This is a genomic window from Cupriavidus sp. MEYA8, assembly GCF_059278825.1.
Genome location: NZ_CM181221.1, coordinates 2,529,062 through 2,547,013 on the forward strand (window position 1 = coordinate 2,529,062; position 17,952 = coordinate 2,547,013).

Genomic DNA, 17,952 nt, shown 5'->3' on the forward strand with positions numbered 1-17,952 from the left:
ACTGTGCACGCGCCGGGGCACCGGGCACTGCATTGTAATGGATGCGCGGGGCGGTATTCCCGCTGAAAAACGCTTGCGGCTGCCGCCGGGGCCCGCGCCGCATTTGCCGCGGCGCCGCCACTTTCTGCCGCGCCGCCGGCATCAAGCGGGTGGCGTACGCGTTTTCCGCGTCCGGGGTAAACTCGCCACCACCCCGCCCACGGCAAGCCAGATTGCCGTCCCGGCACGGTTCACAACAAGCACAGACAATCCATGCCGGCGCCGCGCCACCGCGCGGCCAGCCGCACACCGAGCCAAGACATGCAAAACCGACAACTTTCCCTGACCACCGTGCTGGTGTGCGGGGGCCTGCTCGTCACGCTATCGATGGGCATCCGCCACGGCTTCGGCCTGTTCAACCTGCCGATCACGCAGGCGCACGGCTGGAACCGCGAGACCTTCGCCTTCGCGCTGGCACTGCAGAACCTGATGTGGGGCGCCAGCCAGCCCTTCGCCGGCGCGCTGGCCGACAAGTTCGGCGCGCTGCGCATCATGCTGGTCGGCGTGGCGCTGTATGTGGCGGGCCTGGTGGTGATGGCGCTGGCGACCAGCGGCACGGCCTTTGCCACCGGCGCCGGGGTGATGATCGGTATCGCCCAGTCCGGCACCACCTACAGCATCGTCTACGGCGTGATCGGCCGCGTGGCCAGCCCCGAGAAGCGCGTGTGGGCGATGGGCATCGCCGCCGCGGCGGGATCGTTCGGGCAGTTCCTGATGATCCCGGTGGAGCAGGGGCTGATTTCCGGCCTGGGCTGGCAGAACGCGCTCTATGTGATGGCGCTGATGGCCTGCGTGATGCTCCCGCTGGCGCTGACCCTGCGCGAACCGAGCGAGATGGCGCACGGCGCCGGCCAGCACCAGACCATCGGCCAGGCGATCCGCGAGGCCTTCGGCAACCGCAACTACCAGCTGCTGACGCTGGGCTACTTCGTGTGTGGCTTCCAGGTGGTGTTTATCGGCGTGCACCTTGCGCCGTACCTGAAGGACCAGGGCCTGACCGACCCGAAGGTGGCCGTCGTGGCGCTGGCGCTGATCGGTCTGTTCAATGTGTTCGGCACCTATACCGCCGGCGCCATGGGCCAGCGGCTGCCCAAGCGCTACCTGCTCGCGTTTATCTACCTGGCGCGCGCCGTGGTGATCGCCGGCTACCTGCTGTTGCCGCTGACGGTGGCGAGCACCTGGGTATTCGCGGCGCTGATGGGGTTCCTGTGGCTGTCGACGGTGCCGCTGACCAACGGCATCATCGCGCAGGTGTTCGGGGTGAAGTACCTGTCGATGCTGTCGGGGGTGGTGTTTTTCTCGCACCAGATCGGCAGCTTCCTTGGGGCGTGGCTGGGGGGCTATCTCTATGACCGTACCGGTGGGTACAACACGGTGTGGCTGATTTCGATCGGGCTGGGAGTGCTGGCGGCGCTGGTTAACCTGCCGATTCGCGAGCAGGCGCTGGTGCGTGGTCAGCCGGTGGCGGCGTGATGGTTGCGGGCCGCGCGCGCATGGCGAAGGCAGCCGGGCTGGCGGTGCTGGGCGGGGTGCTGGCGCTTGGCTTCGTGGGGTATCTGCGGCCTTCGTTTGTGGTTGATCTGACGAATATGGTGCTGGCTTGGTGCGGGTGAGGTTGGGCAGGCCCGTGGAATCGCCGCTTTCGCTGTTTGTGACAAGCTGTCGGCCGTTGAAGCGTTGCTGTCGCTGCTTATGACATGCTGTCGGCCGTTGAACCGCCTGGTTCCGCCCTGCTGGGCGGGTCACTTTTTGTCCGAGCGACAAAAAGTAACCAAAAAACGCGTCGCCTGAGCGGCTGGCTATCAATTTGGCGGCGTGGGTGGGTCGGGCGGTGGTGATTTCCGTTCGATGTGGCTGGTGGCTCAAACCTGCTACGCCAGGTGAGTTTGGGATAGTGGCTGCGTCGACCCACTATTGGACGATCCCCATGCCGGGCGCAGGCCGCCTGCTGCCGGCGTCAACGCGGGGACGCCTACGGCTGCGCTGCGCGCGCTCAGTATCGTAGGTCGGGGGCTTGGGCACGGAGTGCATCGCTGCGCTCGCACAGCGCGGTCGTGAAGGACGCCGGGCCCGAGGCCCGGATCAGGACGTGGGCGCAGCCCTGCCACCTTAGGGCCGGCGCGCAGCGCAGCAGCCGTAGGCGTTCCTACGTTGCGGTCGGCAGCAGGGGCCCGCCACAGCTCTGGGCTCGTTCAAACATCGCTTTAATCGCAGGCCACCTTGGCGCACCAAGGCGTCAGGCAGTCCTGCTCTGCAACGAAGCAAAGCCCCGTACGAAAGCCCAAGCCCACTACGATAAGAGTGACCGCCCGCAGGGCAGTAAACGCGCTTTTTGGTTACTTTTTGTCGCTCGGACAAAAAGTGACCCGCCCAGGAGGGCGGAACCAGGCGGCTCAACGGCCGACAGCATGTCATAAGCAGCGACAGCGGACGCATAAACAGCCGACAGCATGTCACCAACAGCGACACCGGCGCTTGAACAAGCCGAGAGCCTGTCGCTCCTTATATCCCCTCCCCCTTCACCTTCCCCTCCAACACCTCCCACCGCTCCAACGCCTCCAGCAATTCCATCTCGATCTCATCATGCCGCGTTGCGAGCTGCGCCGCCTTGGCCGCGTCGCTGACATAGAGCGAGCCATCCTCCAACTGCGCCGAAATCGTCTTCTGCTCGGTCTCCAGCGCGGCGATGCGCTCCGGCAGGCCATCCAGCTCGCGCTGCTCCTTGTATGACAGCTTGACCGAACGATTGGCGCCGCGCGCCTCGCGCGAATCCTTGCCCCTGGCCGGCTCGGCCGCCTTCTGCTCCGGCTTGCGCGCCGCCTGGATCGCCGCGGCGCGGGCCGATTGCTCGACCCAGTCGGAATAGCCGCCCACCGACTCGCGCCACACGCCTTCACCCTCGGCGGCGATGGTGGAGGTCACCACGTTGTCCAGGAACGCGCGGTCGTGAGAGACCAGGAACACCGTGCCGCTGTAGTCCTGCAGCAGTTCTTCCAGCAGCTCCAGCGTATCGATATCGAGGTCGTTGGTCGGCTCGTCCAGCACCAGCACGTTGGCCGGCCGCGCGAACAGCCGCGCCAGCAGCAAGCGGTTGCGCTCGCCGCCCGACAGCGACTTGACCGGCGAACGCGCGCGCTCCGGCGCGAACAGGAAATCGCCCAGGTAGCTCATCACGTGCTTGCGCTGCCCGTTGACCTCGACCCAGTCGCTGCCCGGGCTGATGGTGTCGGCCAGCGATTTTTCCAGGTCAAGCGCGGTGCGCATCTGGTCGAAGTACGCCACCTGCAGGTTGCTGCCGTTGCGCACCGTGCCGCTGTCCGGCGCCAGCTCGCCCAGGATCAGCCGCAGCAGCGTGGTCTTGCCGGCGCCATTGGGGCCGATCAGGCCAACCTTGTCGCCGCGCGTGATGGTGGCGGTGAAATCGCGCACCACCACCTTGTCGCCATAGGCCTTGTTCACGTCGGTCAGCTCGGACACGATCTTGCCGGAGCGGTCCGCCTGCGATACCTCCAGCTTGACGTTGCCCTGCACCTCGCGGCGCGCGGCGCGCTCGGTGCGCATCGCCACCAGGCGCTGGATGCGAGATACGCTGCGCGTGCGGCGCGCCTCCACGCCCTTGCGGATCCACACTTCTTCCTGCGCCAGCAGCTTGTCGAACTTGGCCTGCTCGACCTGCTCGGCGGCCAGCATTTCTTCCTTGCGCGCCTGGTAGGCGGCAAAGTTGCCGGGGAAGGACACCAGCCGGCCGCGGTCCAGCTCGACGATGCGAGTGGCCACGCGGTCCAGGAAGGCGCGGTCATGGGTAATCAGCAGCACGCTGCCGCGGAAGGCGAGCAGCAGGTCTTCCAGCCAGCGGATCGCCTCCACGTCGAGGTGGTTGGTCGGCTCGTCCAGCAGCAGGATGTCGGGTTCGGCGACCAGCGCCTGCGCCAGCGCCACGCGCTTTTGCAGGCCGCCGGAGAGCGCGTCGACGCGGGTGTGCGAATCGAGCCCCAGCCGGGCCAGCGTGGTTTCCACGCGGGTGCGCAGCTGCCAGGCGCCGGCGGCGTCCAGCTCGGACTGCAGCCGGTGCAGTTCGGCCAGCGCGGCTTCGTCGTCGTGGTGCTCGGCAACGCGATCGGCCGCGGCCTCGTAGCGCACCAGCAGGTCATGCGCATCGCCCATGCCCTGCGACACCGCGTCGAACACGGTGATGCCCGGCTCGAACTGCGGCTCCTGCGGCACGTAGGCACTGGTCACACCGCTCTGGCGTGCGATCAGGCCATCGTCAGGCGCCGACAGCCCGGCCACGATCTTCAGCAGCGAGGACTTGCCCGAGCCGTTGCGCCCGATCAGGCCCACGCGTTCGCCGGACTCCAGCGAAAAATCGGCGTGGTCGAGCAAAGCCACGTGCCCGAAGGCGAGCTGGGCGTCGGTAATGGAAAACAGGGCCATGGGAAAAGACGACGAATGGAAAGACGGAGCCGGATCGGACGGGGATGGTTGCCGGGCATGGCGCGGCAGCCCGCATTGTAGACGACCCCGGCCGCAGGCGGCCCCAGACACGCGGCCCCCGGGCAGGCGGCCCAAAAAAGAAGGGCCCGCGCACTGCGGGCCCAAGAGTCTCTCCTCGGTGCCCTGCTCGCAAGGCACGCAAACAGAGTATCAATGGGCCCGGTCCCGCTCCAGTCGGACAAATCCGTAAGGGAAAGTCCCGTCAACCCGGCGTTGCTCGCCGGGCACGCTTGCCGCGCCGCCAGTTGTCCGGACCCGGTGCCGCGTGGAACAATGGCTTGTCCTGCACACCCGGGGTGCCGGCACGACAGGCAAGACGACACGCAAGACGACAGGCAAGACAACGCAGAGCCGGCGCCACAGCCGGCCAGAAGACGGAACGGGTGGTTGGCCTCCGGCCGCTGCCCGCGCCGGTTCCAGTCATTTTTGTACGGGGGTTACATGTTCGATCCGGGTCCGGGGCGCCTGCCTTCCTGCGGGAAGCGCGCGCCCGTCTTGTCATGCCCTGCCCTGGCCGCGCTGGCAGTGGCGCTGCTGGCTGCGGCCATGCCGGCACCATCCGCCGCCGCCAGCGCATCCACCACTGCCACCGACCCTGCCGCCGCGGCGCCGTCCGACGTCGCGCCGGTGCTGCGCCGGATCAGGCAGACCGGCGCCATCCGCATCGCCCACCGCGAAAGCTCGGTGCCGTTCTCCTTCGTCGCCGACGGCAAGCCGGTCGGCTATGCCGTCGACCTGTGCCTGAAGGTTGCCGACGCCGTGCGCGGCGCGCTGAAGCTGCCGTCGCTGCGCGTGGACTGGGTGCCGGTCACGCCGGCCAGCCGCATCCCGGCCATCGTCGAGGGCAAGGCCGACCTGGAATGCGGCTCCACCACCAACAACCGCGAGCGGCGCGAGCAGGTCGCCTTCACCATCCCGCATTACATCGCCGGCAGCCGCATGCTGGTCAAGGCGGCGTCGGGCATCAACCGGTGGCCGGACCTGCGCGGCAAGACCGTAGTCTCGACCACCGGCACGACGCCGCTGGCCACGCTGCGCAAGATGGATGAGTCCGGCGCGCTGCAGCTGCGGCTGGTCGAGGCCAGGGACCACGCCCAGGCCTTTGCCATGGTCGAGGCCGGCAAGGCCGATGCCTTCGTGATGGATGACGTGCTGCTCTATGGCCTGCGCGCCAACGCGGCGCGCCCGGACGACTACCGCGTCACCGGCGACCTGCTCACCATCGAGCCCTACGCCATCATGCTGTCGCGCCACGACGCGGCCTTCAAGCAGCTGGTCGACAAGACGCTGGTGGCGTCGATCTATGACCAGGACACGCAGCGGCTGTACCGCAAGTGGTTCCAGGCGCCGATTCCGCCGCACGGCATCCGGCTCGATATCCCGATGAGCTACCTGCTGCGCGACTCGTTCAAGTTCCCGAGCGACAAGGTGTCGGACTGACGTAGCCAGGCCAGGGGAAGGCGCGCCGCATGGACCTTCCTGATGGCCGCGCTGGTGATGGCGGCCACCGGCATGACCGGAGGTTCGACAAGCTGAGGCGCCCGCGCGCGCCCTGAACGACCCTGAGCGTCCCCCCCCCAGGCGCCGCTACAGCATCATGAAGGCAACGTCGGCGGCGCTGACCGCATCCGGCGGCACGCCCTTGCGGCGCTGGAACAGGATGTGCTGCAGCACGCGGTCGCGGTGCGTGGCGAAGGTCTGCGGGTCCAGCCGCAACGCCATGCGGGCGTAGTGCTCGGCCATCAGCTTGTAGACCCGGTGGCGCACCAGCAGCATTTCGTTTTCTGCCTTGAACCGGCTCATCGTCCCCGTGTGGTCGTCTTCCAGCTGGCGCATACCGACCACCACCCGCGCGTGCATGCCCCGGTAGCGGTCGATTTCCGCATGGGCCTTGCGCAGTTCTTCGCGCAGCGACCGGACCTCCTGCATCAGCTTGAGGTTGTGCTGCACGCCCCGCTGGATGCGCGTGGCTTCTTCCAACGCATGGTCCGCCGCGGCGATGGTGTCCTGCCATGGCGTCGTGTCCGCCTCCAGCGCCTTCTCCCCGGACTGCGTCGTTGGCCAGACGGCCGCGTCTTCGATGCCGGTGTGATTCATACCGCTCCCCTTACCCAAAAGCCAGCCGCCGGCATCGTAAGGTTCGTGCCGGCTTGGTCAGGCCGCAATACCGCGACTGCCTGGTAATGCACGCCCGCGGGGCGTGCCTAGTTCTGTATTTTGTTTCATTGAAAACCGCAATGCCGCTTCGCACAACCACCACGACGGAGGGACGCGGCTTTGGCGCAACATGGCGGCGGCGCTAAGATGCCGGTCTGGCTGCGTTGCCGCCCCTCTTTCCAGCCCCAACCATGAACGGATACCTGCTCCTCGCCCTCGCCATCGTCGCCGAAGTCATCGCCACCAGCAGCCTGAAGGCCTCGCAAGGATTCACGCGGCTGGTGCCCAGCGTGCTGGTGGTGGGCGGCTACGTGGCGGCGTTCTGGCTGCTGATGATGGTGATGCGGACCGTGCCGGTAGGGATTGCGTATGCAATCTGGAGCGGGGCCGGGATCGTGCTGGTGACGCTGATCGCGGTGGTGCTGTACCGGCAGATCCCGGATCTGGCCGCTTGCCTGGGGATCGGCCTGATCATTGCCGGCGTCGCGGTGATTCAGCTTTTTTCCAAGTCCAGCGCGCACTGAACAACGCCATGCCCAGACTGCAGGATGCAACGCCGCTTGGCCTGCTGGCAGCCGAACGATTTACCGCACCTCGCACGGCCCGGGCGTACATGTCACGGTGGAACCCGGCGGCACGATGATGGTACGGCCGCTCGGCGGCGGATCGGAAACGGTGCGTTGCACCGAGATGCAACTGGCGAGCCCGAGAAGCGGCAACAACACTAGTGAACGTACGAGAAGTCCGACGCGTACCATGGCGATCTCCCTGTAGGGCAAGGCCGCTGCCGGCAGGTGTCGGGAACGCAACCTTTGCCTTTGCGGAAGTATAGGCAAGCAAGGCGCAATTGGCCCCCTGGTGATCGAATCGGGATGGGGGAATTTGCCTGAGGCTGTCGCCAAGAATCGAATCTGCATCTGGCCGGATTCACATTCAGACATAGCGAAAGCGGCCCCGGACACAAACGCCGCGTCATTGCCATGGCATAACAATGTATCGTCAATGCAGCTTCGGCCTGCGCGTTTGCGCACCGAAGCTCTGGCGTGCCCGCCTTGCGGTACGGCACATACTCTTTCCGCGAGAAGCCAAGCGATATGTTCGACGACCTGCGCAATACCTACGACCGCGTCTATGTGCCGTTCACCGGCAAGGAATTCCTGCAAAGCCTGGACGATGGGCGCGAAGTGTGGATCTACGGAGAGCGTGTACGCAATGTCGCCGAGCATCCGGCCTTTCGCAACATGGCGCGCATGATTGCCCGGATGTACCAGGCGCTGCACGATCCGGAACGCCACACCGAACTCTGCGTTCCGACCGAATGGGGCGGCTTTACCCAGCGCTTTTTTCGCGCCCCGCGCGATGCGGCCGAGCAGGTGGCGCAGCGCGATGCGATTGCTGGCTGGCAGAAGTGCGCATGGGGCTGGATGGGACGGTCTCCGGACTACAAGGGCTCGTTCCTGGCCACGCTGGGGGCCAACCCGGCGTTCTACAAGGGCTACGAGGAAAACGCCCGACATTGGTATCGCAAGGCTCAGGAGCGGACCTGGTACCTGGGCCACGCCATAGTCAATCCCCCGGTGGATCGCGATCTGCCGCCGTCGGCCACATCGGACGTATTTGTGCGTGTGGTCCATGAAGACGATGGCGGCATCTACGTGAGCGGGGCCAAGGTCGTTGCCACCGGCGCGGCGCTGACTCACTACACCTATGTTGCCAATGTCGACGCCACGCCAGCGCGAGGGCCCAAGTTCATCGTACCCACCAACGCCCCGGGATTGAAGCTTCTGTGCCGGGTCTCGAACGAATATCGGGCCGCGGTACTCGGCAGCCCGTTCGACTATCCCCTGTCATCGCGCCTGGACGAGAACGACGCCATTCTCGTGATGGACAATGTTTTCGTGCCGTGGGAGAACGTCTTCATGCACGGAGAGGTCCCGCAGGCGGACGCCATACAATCCGGCTCCGGATACCTGGAGCGCGCATCGCTCCACGGCTGTACGCGTGTCGCGGTCAAGCTCGACTTTATCATCGGACTATTGGCCCGCGCGCTGGAGATCACCGGCACCCGCGGCCTGTATGGCGTTCAGGTGCACCTCGGCGAGGTGATCGCATGGCGCAACGCTTTCTGGGCCTTGTCTGATGCGATGGCCAAGAGCGAAGTGCCCTGGCATGGCCACGTCCATCCCGATCCGCACTTTGCCGGCGCCTACCGCGTACTGAACCAGGAGGCATTGCCGCGCGTGCGCAATATCATCGAGCAGGTCGTAGCCAGCGGCCTGATTTACCTGAACTCACATGCGATCGACTTCAGCGTGCCCGAGATACGAGCCTATCTCGACAAGTACCTGCGCGGTTCCGGCGGCGCGCCGGCCGAGGAACGCGTCAAGGTCATGAAGCTGCTGTGGGATGCCATCGGCACCGAGTTCGGCGCACGTCATGAACTTTACGAGATCAATTACATCGGCGGCAACGACGCCACGCGGTTGACCAACCTGTCGGCGGCGCAGAACACGGGCAACCTGGACCAGATGAAGGCTTTCGCCCGTTCGGCAATGGATGACTACGACCTGACCGGCTGGACGGTTCCAGACCTGGTCAACCCCGACGATGTCAGTGCGCTTCCGCGCAACCCGCGTGCCGCGGGGCAGAAACGTGGCAATGTCATAAATGACATTGCGGCCAAAACCGCCAAGCCAAATAGAACTGCTCCACCTCGCACCACCGCTAACGGCGCAATCGCCGTACCAGGCTGTTCGGGCCCGAGACGGCGCTGACCCTGCCCTGCCAGGGCCCTGGGACTCCGGCCGCCCGCCTGCTTGTTTGGGGATGGGAAGAAAGCTGAAGCGTGGATGGTCCCGCCGACAGGATTCATAAAAATTCCATAAATCCTTTACCAGCGCGGGATGGCAGCTATTTGAGTTTTTCGGTGCCCCTTCCAATGCCCCGAAAATAGTTTGCTGGTAGTTTTGGCCCTTGGGTACACTGTATATCCATACAGTACTCACCACTGACGACCATGGACCTTATCCACGCAGCCGAAACCGCTATCCGCGAGGCCGCCCCGGCCATCGTAGCCCGTCACCGAGCCGCCGGGCACCTGACCTGGTGCCTGTTGCATCAGCTCGAAGACGAGGTTGTAGCCGCCGTTGAGGCGACCAGAAAGGTGAACCCCGGCATCCTGCGCATGATGCGCGCGTCGCCGATCATGGGGTATCCGAAGAACGACGAGCTCGCTGATTTTGGCGGAGCCGGCGCGGTGGCGGTGACCTTCAGCATCATCGTGGAGGCATGGAAGCATGTCCACTAAACTGCGCGCGACGTCTGCTGTATTCCTCGAGGCTCAGTTCTTTGCTGACGACCAGGTCGAGCATCAGCTGGAATGCGAAGGCGTTATTGAGAAGCGAGACAGGATCGTCGTCCATGGCCTCGATGTGCGCCACATCCGCGCGCTGCGCTGGACGCCGGACTACGTCTCTTTCCAGGCCGCTGGTCAGGTGCGGCGGCACGCAGTGAGTCGCTGGGCGGAGGTCGGGCCAAGCACGATAGTGTTTGCCCGGCGCCAGCACGCGACGACCGGCATCCAGTAGAGGAATCGATAGCCCATTGACCGAGAAATAGACCGGCTGGTAATTGCGGTAGAGGATTTGGGCTGTCGGACGGCGCCTGACAGCACTCCGCGTACCGAGCGAGCACACTGGTTGCATTAACCTCAGGAGCCCGCCGTGCACAACATCCATGTGGTAGCGTCGGAGTTCGGCTGGACTGTACAGCACGCCGGCGGAGGGGACGGAACTACGTTCCCGGGCCAGGAAGAAGCCGTTTGCGTCGGCACCGCGCTGGCAAAGCGCGAACACGTCGATTTGCTGATTCACGGCCTCGACGGCGAGATTAAGGAACGACGAAGCTTCGAGGACGACTCGCCGAACATCAAGGGCTGATACGATTTCAGCACGGGGTGGCATCTGTCGTCGCAGGATCGCCCGCGACCTCTTTGGAGCTATCGATGCCAGGAAAGAGTATCAGCGTTGTGCCTGCCGAACAGGGCTGGGCGCTTGACATAGACGGCACGTCCGAGCCGCGTCAGATGTTCCCTACGCTTGAAGACGCGATAAGCGCAGGCTGGGCTCGCGCTCGGCGCGACCACATCGAGCTGCACATCCAGCCGCTGGCCGGCGGCGTGCGGCTGCGCGCAGAGGAAGCCAATCCGGCGGACTTCGTTGGGTAGCGGCCATGGCCGGCCTGTAAAGCGCCCCTGGGCCGTGTCGCCGGAGCGCTTCAGGCGCTAGCGCGCCGGAGTCAGCGCGTCATAGCTTCGTTCACAGGCAAGCCCTGCGACCCTGGTGCGATCGGCGTATTCAGCCAGTTCACCCGCTCTCTTGTCAGCCCGGCCGAGCACGTCGGTAAGCACATCGAGGGGATCTCCGGCTGCCGTGCCTCCGCCGCCAGCGGCGGGATGGTTGGTGGCGCGGGCAGCCGCGGCAAGCTGGGCAACTCGCACGCGCAGCTGCTCAGCAAGAGCGCCAGCGGCGCTAGCATCAGCCAAGGCTTGGTCACGTTCCATCGCTGCAGCATTGGCAATCCCCCTCTGTTCTGCGGTCCTGCGTTGTTCTTCGGCGCGCGCCGCTTCGGACGCCGCAGCCAGGGCGCTGGCCTGCCCTTCCCGCTGCTCAGCCTGAGCGGCCCTTAGCTGCTGGATCTGCCCGACTAAGCGCCAGCCGTTGACCGCCCACCCGGCGGCGAACAGGGCGGTGGCCAGCGCAGCCGCGCCAATCATGCGCCACGGGATGTTTGCCGGGATCGAGATCATGCAGTAACCCCCAGCGCGACCTTCGCGCGCGTCCAATACTTCAGCCGGTCATCCCACCCGTTCGGCAGGCCGGTGGCCTTGTTCCGGCCGTTGATAGCGATGCTCAGCGCCTTGAAGTCGCCGGAGTCGGCGAACCGGCTCAAATTGTTGAACTGCCAGTACCAGCCGGCTGACGCCGCCGCGGCCATCGGCTGCTCGAGCAGCTCTGGCATCGTCACCAGGTCAAGGTCAAGACCGCGCCCGCAAAGAAGATAGTTTCGGCGGCCGGTAATCTGGATCAGTCCCCGGCCCATGAACCGCTTGCCGTCGCCCGGTTGCATGTTGCCGAGATCCATCCGGCCCTCATATCGCTGCTGGGCCGCTGTTGGGCCCCAGACCTCACGCACGTAGACCAGTTGACCGGATTCGTGCGCGACCTGCGCGAGAAAAGCGGCCGCGCGCGCCGGCGTGTCGATGTCGGAGCGCGCCATCGCGTCCGTCAGCGGCACCAGGAAGGTGTCGGCCCGACGGCCCGCGCCGGGCATGATCTCGCGCAGTATCTTCACGGTGATCATTGGCCCAGCCCCTTGCGGACGTCCGCGACAACGTCGTCGAGGCTCGCGTCCTTCCGCTTCTCGATGAAATTGAACAGCCACCGGACGATCGCCCAGCCCGGAAGCCCGCAGGCGAAGACAACGCCGAACAAGGCAACCAGTCCGATGTAGTCGTGCGTCCAAGCCTGCAGGTCGAACTTCTGCACAACAAACGCGCCGCCGGCGACGCTCGATACGACGGTAGAGATCAGCCCTACCGCCCATTCCCTTGGGCTTCGTGGTGTCATCATCATCATCACAACGAGTGCGGCAAGGCCCGATGCGCCAGCAGCAACTGCCGCCGGCCCACCAAAGGCTTTGAATGCAGCTGCGCCCGCCGCGCCGGCCGCGGCGCTGCCGCTAATTGGTTCAGACATGTAAGACCCCAGATGTGAAAAAGCCCGCTCGTGGGCGGGCAACGCAATGGACGCTCGGCGCCGTAGCGGCTGGTGAGCTGTCGAATTCAACCCCGCGCCCGCGAATCAAAGCCGAACATGGCGTTTTGTTATACTCGGCGCGACCTTAAAAATTCTACGAAAAGGCACCTGAATGCGCGTAAAGGACTTGGTTCGGGAGACAGTATGGCTACCAGGCTCAACTTACGATGCGAGCGTAAGACCTCGAATCTCGGTGCTGCTGCCGACGTTTCGCCGCGGCAAGAGCGGTTTGTTCAGACGCTGTGTGGATTCGATACTTTCGCAAACGCTCGAAGACCTTGAACTGATCATCATCGATGATGCGAGCACAGATGGAACAGCCGACCAAATCGCCGAGTTCCAAGAAAGGGACGGACGGGTCAGCTGCTTGCGTCATCCAAAGAATATCGGTCTGCCTGCGATCTCGGAATACGAGGGATTCTTGCGGGCCCGCGCCGATAGGATTGCGTTCGCGTTCGATGACACGTTCTTCAATGAGGACGCGCTAGAAAAACTCGCCGAGGAATCAGAGAAGACACCCCACGCGATGATCTACGGCCACATCGAGTGGTCGTATAAGGAGCCGAAGACAGGCGAGATTGTCACCATGCGCCTCGGCTCCAACCGATCACAGGGGCTGCTCCGCACGGGGAACGCAATACCTAACAACGGCGTGCTGCTGCCTCGAAAAATCATTGAGGACGTAGGTTTCTATGACCCACATGCCATCATCGCCCGCGTCTGCGACTGGGATTTGTGGTGCCGCGTGGCGGAGCGCTATGAAATTCGTTTTGTCGATGTTGCCGTAGGCCGTGAAGATGGCCCTTTGACGAACGACAGCCTCGGAAACACCTACGCGCTCGACAGCTGGGCCGTCGCTGAATGGATGCGCATCCCCCGAAACGAGCAACTGAAGCCGGCCAATTTTGGCGAATACGATGTCCTGGCTGGTGATGCGTCGTGCAGCCTAAACACCCAGGCGGTCATCGAGTCAACAGCAAGAAAGCACGCGACTATGCGCGGATGGGCATTGCCAGATCGTCATGGCAACGCCAATGAGGAAGGCTGCATTCTCGTCGTAACTCTCCATTACGACGCTTCGACCTATCTCTGCTTCGACATGCTCCCGCCGGAGGTGGCGCGACGAGTCCGGGTCATCACGTACAACAGTTGGTTCGGCGTCGAAGAGATGGCGCGTGCAACGTGCGTGATATTCATTCGACACATCAATGCCTTTAGGCCGTGGATCGATGCCGGAAAGGCGCTTGGCGTCCCGATGTATCTGTACATGGACGACAACCTTCCCCTGCTCGTCGAGCAGGGTGAAATGACGGTTCCATACGAAGACTATCGGCTGGTCAAGTTCCGCGAAGACGTCAGGCTGTTTGATGGGGTCTTGCTGACGAGCCAGGCGCTGGTCGCCTACTTCGAGGATAACCTCCTCCACCGAAATCCTTCTTACTTCCCAGTCTCGTTCGCTGACCAAAATCCAGTCAGTGTCGACCACTTTGAGCCCAAGACCAAGGGCGAGGTGACTATTGTATTCGCGGGCGGATCTCACCGCGCGCGAGGGCTATGGGAAATCGTTGTTCCGGCTCTAAAGCGGCTTGCCGAAGAGGGCGCAATGATTCATTTGGTCGCGCCGGAATCCGAAGCTCTGCTCTATGATGAGAGCCTGAAAGTTCTCCCGGACAATTTGCGAATAACCGCCCTTCCCTTCGAGACCGGCTATCTCTTCGCAATGCGCCGGTTTGCGCGCTTCCGGCCCGACTTCATGGTTCATGCGCCAAGCGATACGAAGAACAACGCATACAAGACGCTACACCCCATGGTCGCGGCGCGACTTCTTGACACTGTCGCGGTTATGCCTGACGGCCAGCCTTATGACCAGATCGCAGAATTCGGTAACGCTGTCGTCGTTACGGAGTCGCTGAAACCGATTTCTTGGTATAGGACTTTCAACGGGCTGCTCGGCGGAAAGTACAATCTCGACGAGATAAAGCGCCGAAACCAGGAGTTTTGCGCAGCAAATTTCTCGGGGGCGGAGAACGTCACGTCAATTCGCAATATGCTGAAGCAGCATGGCGGTGAGATGAGTTGGGCTGATCAGGCTCGGCGCCTGCATGGTCTAGCCGCCTGGTTCAGGCAAACTACGGGATTGCCTTCTATCGAAGAGAGCGCGGCACCAATCGACAGCCAGGCGACACAACTAGCTGAATATCGAAGGATGATGCGCTATTCATGGCGCCACAGGTTATTGCGCAAGAGCACTGATTTGTGGGAATCGGTGTCACCAAATTTCTACTTGCTGAAAAAATCAAGCGAGAAGAACGGGTGGCGCCGGTCGGGCTCATCTTTGGAACTCAGCGATTCGCTGCACGAGACCCCATATCGCGAATACGTCATCAACCCCGCCCCTGGAAAACTGGAGGCCGTCCTGTTTGCACTGTCGGTAGACGCTGTGCAGCGTGGGCAAATTGGGGTCGAGATTGTGACCCCGGGTAACGAGATTAAAGACCACCGCATCCTTGACCTGAAATCACTGAAATTGGACGAGCCAGTCCGGTTCGAGCTTTCCAATGTACACATCAAACACGGTGAGTCCTGGGCGATACGACTCTTCGTAAAATCAACTACGCCGGTGTACGTTTACGAATTCATCAACCGTAAATGGCTCGGCATGAAATTCATGCAACCAACGCCATTCATGCAACTCGCCTACGATAAATGAAGAGAGGGCGGCTGATATGCCGCCCTTTTTTATTTTCTTACTGAGAGTCAGTCGGGATAGGCAGGTACTGCTTCAGAATCTCTGGAAGGCTATTGTAATAGCAGCCCCACGCCGGATCGCTTGCGGTTACAACGCCTTGATTAGGCCAAACCTCAGGATCCTGAGGGCAAGAAAAAAAAGAAACTATTACCTGGGCCGTCTCGTCTTCAAATTGAACGTTCAACGTTTCCATATCAGATCTCGTATCCCGCAATATTCACGACGTATGTCGGCGTTCCTGCTGTATTTGTAGCCGAGTAGTAGAGAGTTTGAGCAAGTGTTATAGGCAGGCGACCCATTGGGACGGTATAAGCCTGTGCGCTATTAGTTGCAAATGAGGCCGACACCGCACCCAGCCCGATAGATGAACCGCTAACAGACAAAGCCACCGTGGAGGTGGCGCTTGAGCCGGCCTGCATTGCACCGCCCATCGCAGCCCGAGCATTGAGAGGCAAAACACCGCTCACGGAGATGGCCGTAAAACCAGCTGACGTCGTGGACGTGCTTAGAATCGTACTGGCGCCGAAATAAATCGAGCGATCTTGCTGATGGCCAATTACAAACTGGCTGCCCGCGGTGCGCCACACGGACACGAGCGCCGAGGCCGTATAACCGGCTGGCATGTTGGCACCGCTATAAACCTCTGGCTGAATTGCGCTTGTTGCATCCTTCGCAAGCAATGCGCTGGCACCAGAGGTCGGGTTATAGATGGCATACAACGCAACGTAACCGTTCGCCGGGGCCGAGCCGGTATCCATCCCGCCCGCGCCGACGGTCGTCAAGTTGACGGTCTTGCTGAAACTTGGCAGGCGATACACCAGGCCCCCCAGGGCAGTTTCCACTACCACTTCGTCAGCGGAGAACGTCGAAGTCGCAGAAGCGGCCGCTACGCTCATCCTCGCATTGCGGATAGCCCCCACGACACCGATGGACTGCGCACGCGACGCGGTCTTCAGGTTCGCCAAGATCGCCGCGGTCGAGCCATCATCCAGCACGTCCTGGCCGCTAATGTCCGCAATGAATTGGGCGAGCACGGCTGCCATGATGCTCGACTGTCGCCACACCTTGTTGAGCTGCGCAGACTGCGCGACGCCGGACTGGAATCCGCTCGAGCGCGCGGCGAGGCCCGAATAGGTAACCTGCGTAATGACGTTGGCGCCAGCGCCGCCGCCGAACACCAGAAAATCGTTCGTTGCCATTGATGGTCCTTACAGTGGTGTGCCCCAGGCTCCAGCATCGAAGCCCATGACGAATTGGTTGGCGACGTCGAAGCCGAACATCGGCACGCCGTCGACCGACGTGACGATCACGTAGTTGACCCGCACCCCCTCGGGCTTCAGCGGGATGTAGCCGCCTTCCAACAGCGCGAGGAACACCGCCGATGGCACCTTGCCGGCCACGCCGATCGTCATCGACATGTCCTGGTTGTCTTGGATGAAGACGTAGGTGCCGGAGGGGTATATCTCGCCGTAGCCGGTCCACGTGAGGGCGGCGCCGCCGAAAGGGGCCTGCGCGAAAGAAACGCCGCCAGTGGTGGTGAGGGTGTAATCAGTTTGGGTTACTTGGCCGGCAGCAGTAGGTATGTACGACGATGGGGTGCCCCCGGCTGTGATCTGGGCCTTGTCGAAATATGCCGTTAGGGTTCCTTGGTTGGTAGTATCGGGGTAGAACAGCAGGGCTATCTGGGTGTGAATGCCCGTGTTGAACTTGTAGTCCAACCTATAGGTGCCGTTGGGGGCTGCAGTAATGACTGCATTGGAGGCCGACCCCTGCGTCAAAGTGACACTGGGCACACCATTAGCATCAAACTGAATCAGCACCGCCGCGATCATGGTCACGATGGTGTGTTCATAAATGCGAACAGCTATTCGGTCTGACGTACCTTTGGCGAAGTATGCGGAAACACAGTGATCCGCCCCGGGGGTTACCACAGGGCGATATCCGGCAGCGATGTAGCCGAACGCGGTTCCCGCGGCGTTCTGGGTGAACAGGGACATACCGGTAGCGCCGTCAGGCCCCACCCTTGCGTTGGCGGTGACGGTAATCCGTGACAATGACCACCCCGGGGCCTCCCCTACGGCCTCAGAATACTGAACCAAATTGGTGCGCGGCGTCTGGTACATCAACTGGTTGCCCTGCCAGTCGTTCCGGTACAGCGCAGCACTGTCGACCTGGTAGACCGGCTGGCCGTGGTACAGCAGTTGGAACTGCGTCGTGGCCCCGTCGCCAGCCCCTAACGGCTCGGCATCCGCATGGACCGCCACCGGCCCGTCGCCAGGCGAGAAGATGCTGTTCAGGATAGCCGCCGATGATTCCAGCGTGCCGTCCCAGTGGTTCGCACCGATCTTCGCGCGCAGCACCAGTCGGTAGGTGTCGTCGTCCAGCAGCGTCAGACCGGTATCCGGGTCGAACGGCCCCTTCCAGTTGCCTTGATCGAATCCGACGCCCGCGGTGTCGAACGAGAAGTAGACGCCAGTCAGCGGCGTGGCCACGCGGCGGCCAATGCCGACCCACAGCCCGACGGCGTCGAGTTGCACGCCGACGGCCTCGTCAAGGTCGAAGGCGCCCGGCATGCCCTCGAGCAGGTTCTGCAGCGCCACCATCGGCTTGGTCAGCGCCTCGACCACCGCCATGAACTTCGGACGCTGGTTGTGCTCGGACGTGATCAGGCCGGTGTAGTCGATAAGGTCTGCCATG

The 17,952-nt window shown here is 63.1% G+C and carries 15 protein-coding genes and 3 pseudogenes; 9 read left to right on the forward strand and 9 right to left on the reverse strand.

Annotation, left to right across the window (positions count from 1 at the left end; genetic code table 11):
- Positions 1-300: 300 nt before the first annotated feature.
- The gene (locus AC5WJ1_RS11730; RefSeq protein ID WP_195431890.1) at positions 301-1,512 is read left to right on the forward strand and encodes an MFS transporter; all 1,212 of its coding nucleotides are present in this window, start codon (positions 301-303) and stop codon (positions 1,510-1,512) included.
- A 1,029-nt stretch (positions 1,513-2,541) separates the two neighbouring features.
- Here AC5WJ1_RS11730 and abc-f read toward each other — a convergent pair.
- Positions 2,542-4,473 carry a ribosomal protection-like ABC-F family protein gene (gene abc-f, locus AC5WJ1_RS11735; RefSeq protein WP_494476094.1) on the reverse strand — a complete coding sequence of 644 codons (1,932 nt, stop codon included), beginning with the start codon at positions 4,471-4,473 and terminating at the stop codon, positions 2,542-2,544.
- Positions 4,474-5,079: 606 nt separating this feature from the next.
- Between abc-f and AC5WJ1_RS11740 the strand changes: the two genes are divergently transcribed.
- Complete coding sequence (locus tag AC5WJ1_RS11740) at positions 5,080-5,973, forward strand: amino acid ABC transporter substrate-binding protein (RefSeq protein ID WP_135706296.1); 894 nt, start codon at positions 5,080-5,082, stop codon at positions 5,971-5,973.
- 147 nt (positions 5,974-6,120) lie between these two features.
- Here AC5WJ1_RS11740 and AC5WJ1_RS11745 read toward each other — a convergent pair whose 3' ends face one another.
- Positions 6,121-6,630, reverse strand: coding sequence for a hypothetical protein (locus AC5WJ1_RS11745; protein WP_135705604.1), 510 nt, complete (start codon positions 6,628-6,630; stop codon positions 6,121-6,123).
- Between the two features lie 251 nt (positions 6,631-6,881).
- On the opposite strand from AC5WJ1_RS11745, the gene AC5WJ1_RS11750 reads away from it, so the two are divergent.
- From AC5WJ1_RS11750 to AC5WJ1_RS11775, 6 genes are all read left to right on the forward strand, one after another.
- Positions 6,882-7,214 carry a DMT family transporter gene (locus AC5WJ1_RS11750; RefSeq protein WP_133093043.1) on the forward strand — a complete coding sequence of 111 codons (333 nt, stop codon included), beginning with the start codon at positions 6,882-6,884 and terminating at the stop codon, positions 7,212-7,214.
- Between the two features lie 570 nt (positions 7,215-7,784).
- Positions 7,785-9,464, forward strand: coding sequence for a 4-hydroxyphenylacetate 3-hydroxylase N-terminal domain-containing protein (locus AC5WJ1_RS11755; RefSeq protein ID WP_195427351.1), 1,680 nt, complete (start codon positions 7,785-7,787; stop codon positions 9,462-9,464).
- Between the two features lie 242 nt (positions 9,465-9,706).
- Positions 9,707-9,997 carry a DUF2471 family protein gene (locus tag AC5WJ1_RS11760; protein WP_494476095.1) on the forward strand — a complete coding sequence of 97 codons (291 nt, stop codon included), beginning with the start codon at positions 9,707-9,709 and terminating at the stop codon, positions 9,995-9,997.
- Positions 9,987-10,277: a hypothetical protein gene (locus AC5WJ1_RS11765; protein ID WP_494476096.1), complete on the forward strand. Its 291-nt coding sequence runs from the start codon at positions 9,987-9,989 to the stop codon at positions 10,275-10,277. The genes AC5WJ1_RS11760 and AC5WJ1_RS11765 overlap by 11 nt, the downstream gene beginning before the upstream one ends.
- Positions 10,278-10,412: 135 nt before the next feature.
- Positions 10,413-10,628, forward strand: a complete 216-nt coding sequence (locus tag AC5WJ1_RS11770; protein ID WP_494476097.1) for a DUF2188 domain-containing protein — start codon at positions 10,413-10,415, stop codon at positions 10,626-10,628.
- A gap of 65 nt (positions 10,629-10,693) precedes the next feature.
- On the forward strand, positions 10,694-10,915 hold the full coding sequence (locus tag AC5WJ1_RS11775; protein WP_494476098.1) for a DUF2188 domain-containing protein: 222 nt from the start codon (positions 10,694-10,696) through the stop codon (positions 10,913-10,915).
- A gap of 57 nt (positions 10,916-10,972) precedes the next feature.
- Here AC5WJ1_RS11775 and AC5WJ1_RS11780 read toward each other — a convergent pair whose 3' ends face one another.
- Genes AC5WJ1_RS11780 through AC5WJ1_RS11790 form a run of 3 tightly spaced genes read right to left on the reverse strand, consistent with a single transcriptional unit; the run spans position 10,973 to position 12,446 of the window.
- Complete coding sequence (locus AC5WJ1_RS11780; protein WP_494476099.1) at positions 10,973-11,497, reverse strand: DUF2514 family protein; 525 nt, start codon at positions 11,495-11,497, stop codon at positions 10,973-10,975.
- Positions 11,494-12,051: a glycoside hydrolase family 19 protein gene (locus AC5WJ1_RS11785; RefSeq protein WP_494476100.1), complete on the reverse strand. Its 558-nt coding sequence runs from the start codon at positions 12,049-12,051 to the stop codon at positions 11,494-11,496. The genes AC5WJ1_RS11780 and AC5WJ1_RS11785 overlap by 4 nt, the downstream gene beginning before the upstream one ends.
- The gene (locus AC5WJ1_RS11790) at positions 12,048-12,446 is read right to left on the reverse strand and encodes a hypothetical protein (protein WP_494476101.1); all 399 of its coding nucleotides are present in this window, start codon (positions 12,444-12,446) and stop codon (positions 12,048-12,050) included. Before AC5WJ1_RS11790 ends, AC5WJ1_RS11785 begins: the two co-directional genes overlap by 4 nt.
- Positions 12,447-12,699: 253 nt before the next feature.
- Here AC5WJ1_RS11790 and AC5WJ1_RS11795 point away from each other — a divergent pair, with 253 nt between their 5' ends.
- Positions 12,700-15,216, forward strand: coding sequence for a glycosyltransferase (locus tag AC5WJ1_RS11795; protein WP_494476102.1), 2,517 nt, complete (start codon positions 12,700-12,702; stop codon positions 15,214-15,216).
- A gap of 233 nt (positions 15,217-15,449) precedes the next feature.
- On the opposite strand, the gene AC5WJ1_RS11800 is transcribed toward AC5WJ1_RS11795, so the two are convergent.
- From AC5WJ1_RS11800 to AC5WJ1_RS11815, 4 genes and pseudogenes are all read right to left on the reverse strand, one after another.
- Positions 15,450-16,454 (reverse strand): hypothetical protein, encoded by a 1,005-nt coding sequence (locus tag AC5WJ1_RS11800; protein WP_494476103.1) that lies wholly within the window; start codon positions 16,452-16,454, stop codon positions 15,450-15,452.
- A gap of 9 nt (positions 16,455-16,463) precedes the next feature.
- Positions 16,464-16,703: pseudogene (locus AC5WJ1_RS11805) on the reverse strand (baseplate wedge 1 family protein); the annotation flags it as partial.
- 165 nt (positions 16,704-16,868) lie between these two features.
- Positions 16,869-17,378 (reverse strand): annotated as a pseudogene (locus AC5WJ1_RS11810) (phage head spike fiber domain-containing protein); the annotation flags it as partial.
- 156 nt (positions 17,379-17,534) lie between these two features.
- A pseudogene (locus AC5WJ1_RS11815) lies at positions 17,535-17,951 on the reverse strand (baseplate wedge 1 family protein); the annotation flags it as partial.
- Position 17,952 lies beyond the last annotated feature (1 nt).

Bases quoted from the DNA above. Each gene is read 5' to 3' on its own strand.
- AC5WJ1_RS11730 (WP_195431890.1), top strand. From the start codon at position 301: ATGCAAAACCGACAACTTTCCCTGACCACCGTGCTGGTGTGCGGGGGC.
- abc-f (WP_494476094.1), bottom strand. From the start codon at position 4,473: ATGGCCCTGTTTTCCATTACCGACGCCCAGCTCGCCTTCGGGCACGTG.
- AC5WJ1_RS11740 (WP_135706296.1), top strand. From the start codon at position 5,080: ATGCCGGCACCATCCGCCGCCGCCAGCGCATCCACCACTGCCACCGAC.
- AC5WJ1_RS11745 (WP_135705604.1), bottom strand. From the start codon at position 6,630: ATGAATCACACCGGCATCGAAGACGCGGCCGTCTGGCCAACGACGCAG.
- AC5WJ1_RS11750 (WP_133093043.1), top strand. From the start codon at position 6,882: ATGAACGGATACCTGCTCCTCGCCCTCGCCATCGTCGCCGAAGTCATC.
- AC5WJ1_RS11755 (WP_195427351.1), top strand. From the start codon at position 7,785: ATGTTCGACGACCTGCGCAATACCTACGACCGCGTCTATGTGCCGTTC.
- AC5WJ1_RS11760 (WP_494476095.1), top strand. From the start codon at position 9,707: ATGGACCTTATCCACGCAGCCGAAACCGCTATCCGCGAGGCCGCCCCG.
- AC5WJ1_RS11765 (WP_494476096.1), top strand. From the start codon at position 9,987: ATGTCCACTAAACTGCGCGCGACGTCTGCTGTATTCCTCGAGGCTCAG.
- AC5WJ1_RS11775 (WP_494476098.1), top strand. From the start codon at position 10,694: ATGCCAGGAAAGAGTATCAGCGTTGTGCCTGCCGAACAGGGCTGGGCG.
- AC5WJ1_RS11780 (WP_494476099.1), bottom strand. From the start codon at position 11,497: ATGATCTCGATCCCGGCAAACATCCCGTGGCGCATGATTGGCGCGGCT.
- AC5WJ1_RS11785 (WP_494476100.1), bottom strand. From the start codon at position 12,051: ATGATCACCGTGAAGATACTGCGCGAGATCATGCCCGGCGCGGGCCGT.
- AC5WJ1_RS11790 (WP_494476101.1), bottom strand. From the start codon at position 12,446: ATGTCTGAACCAATTAGCGGCAGCGCCGCGGCCGGCGCGGCGGGCGCA.
- AC5WJ1_RS11800 (WP_494476103.1), bottom strand. From the start codon at position 16,454: ATGGCAACGAACGATTTTCTGGTGTTCGGCGGCGGCGCTGGCGCCAAC.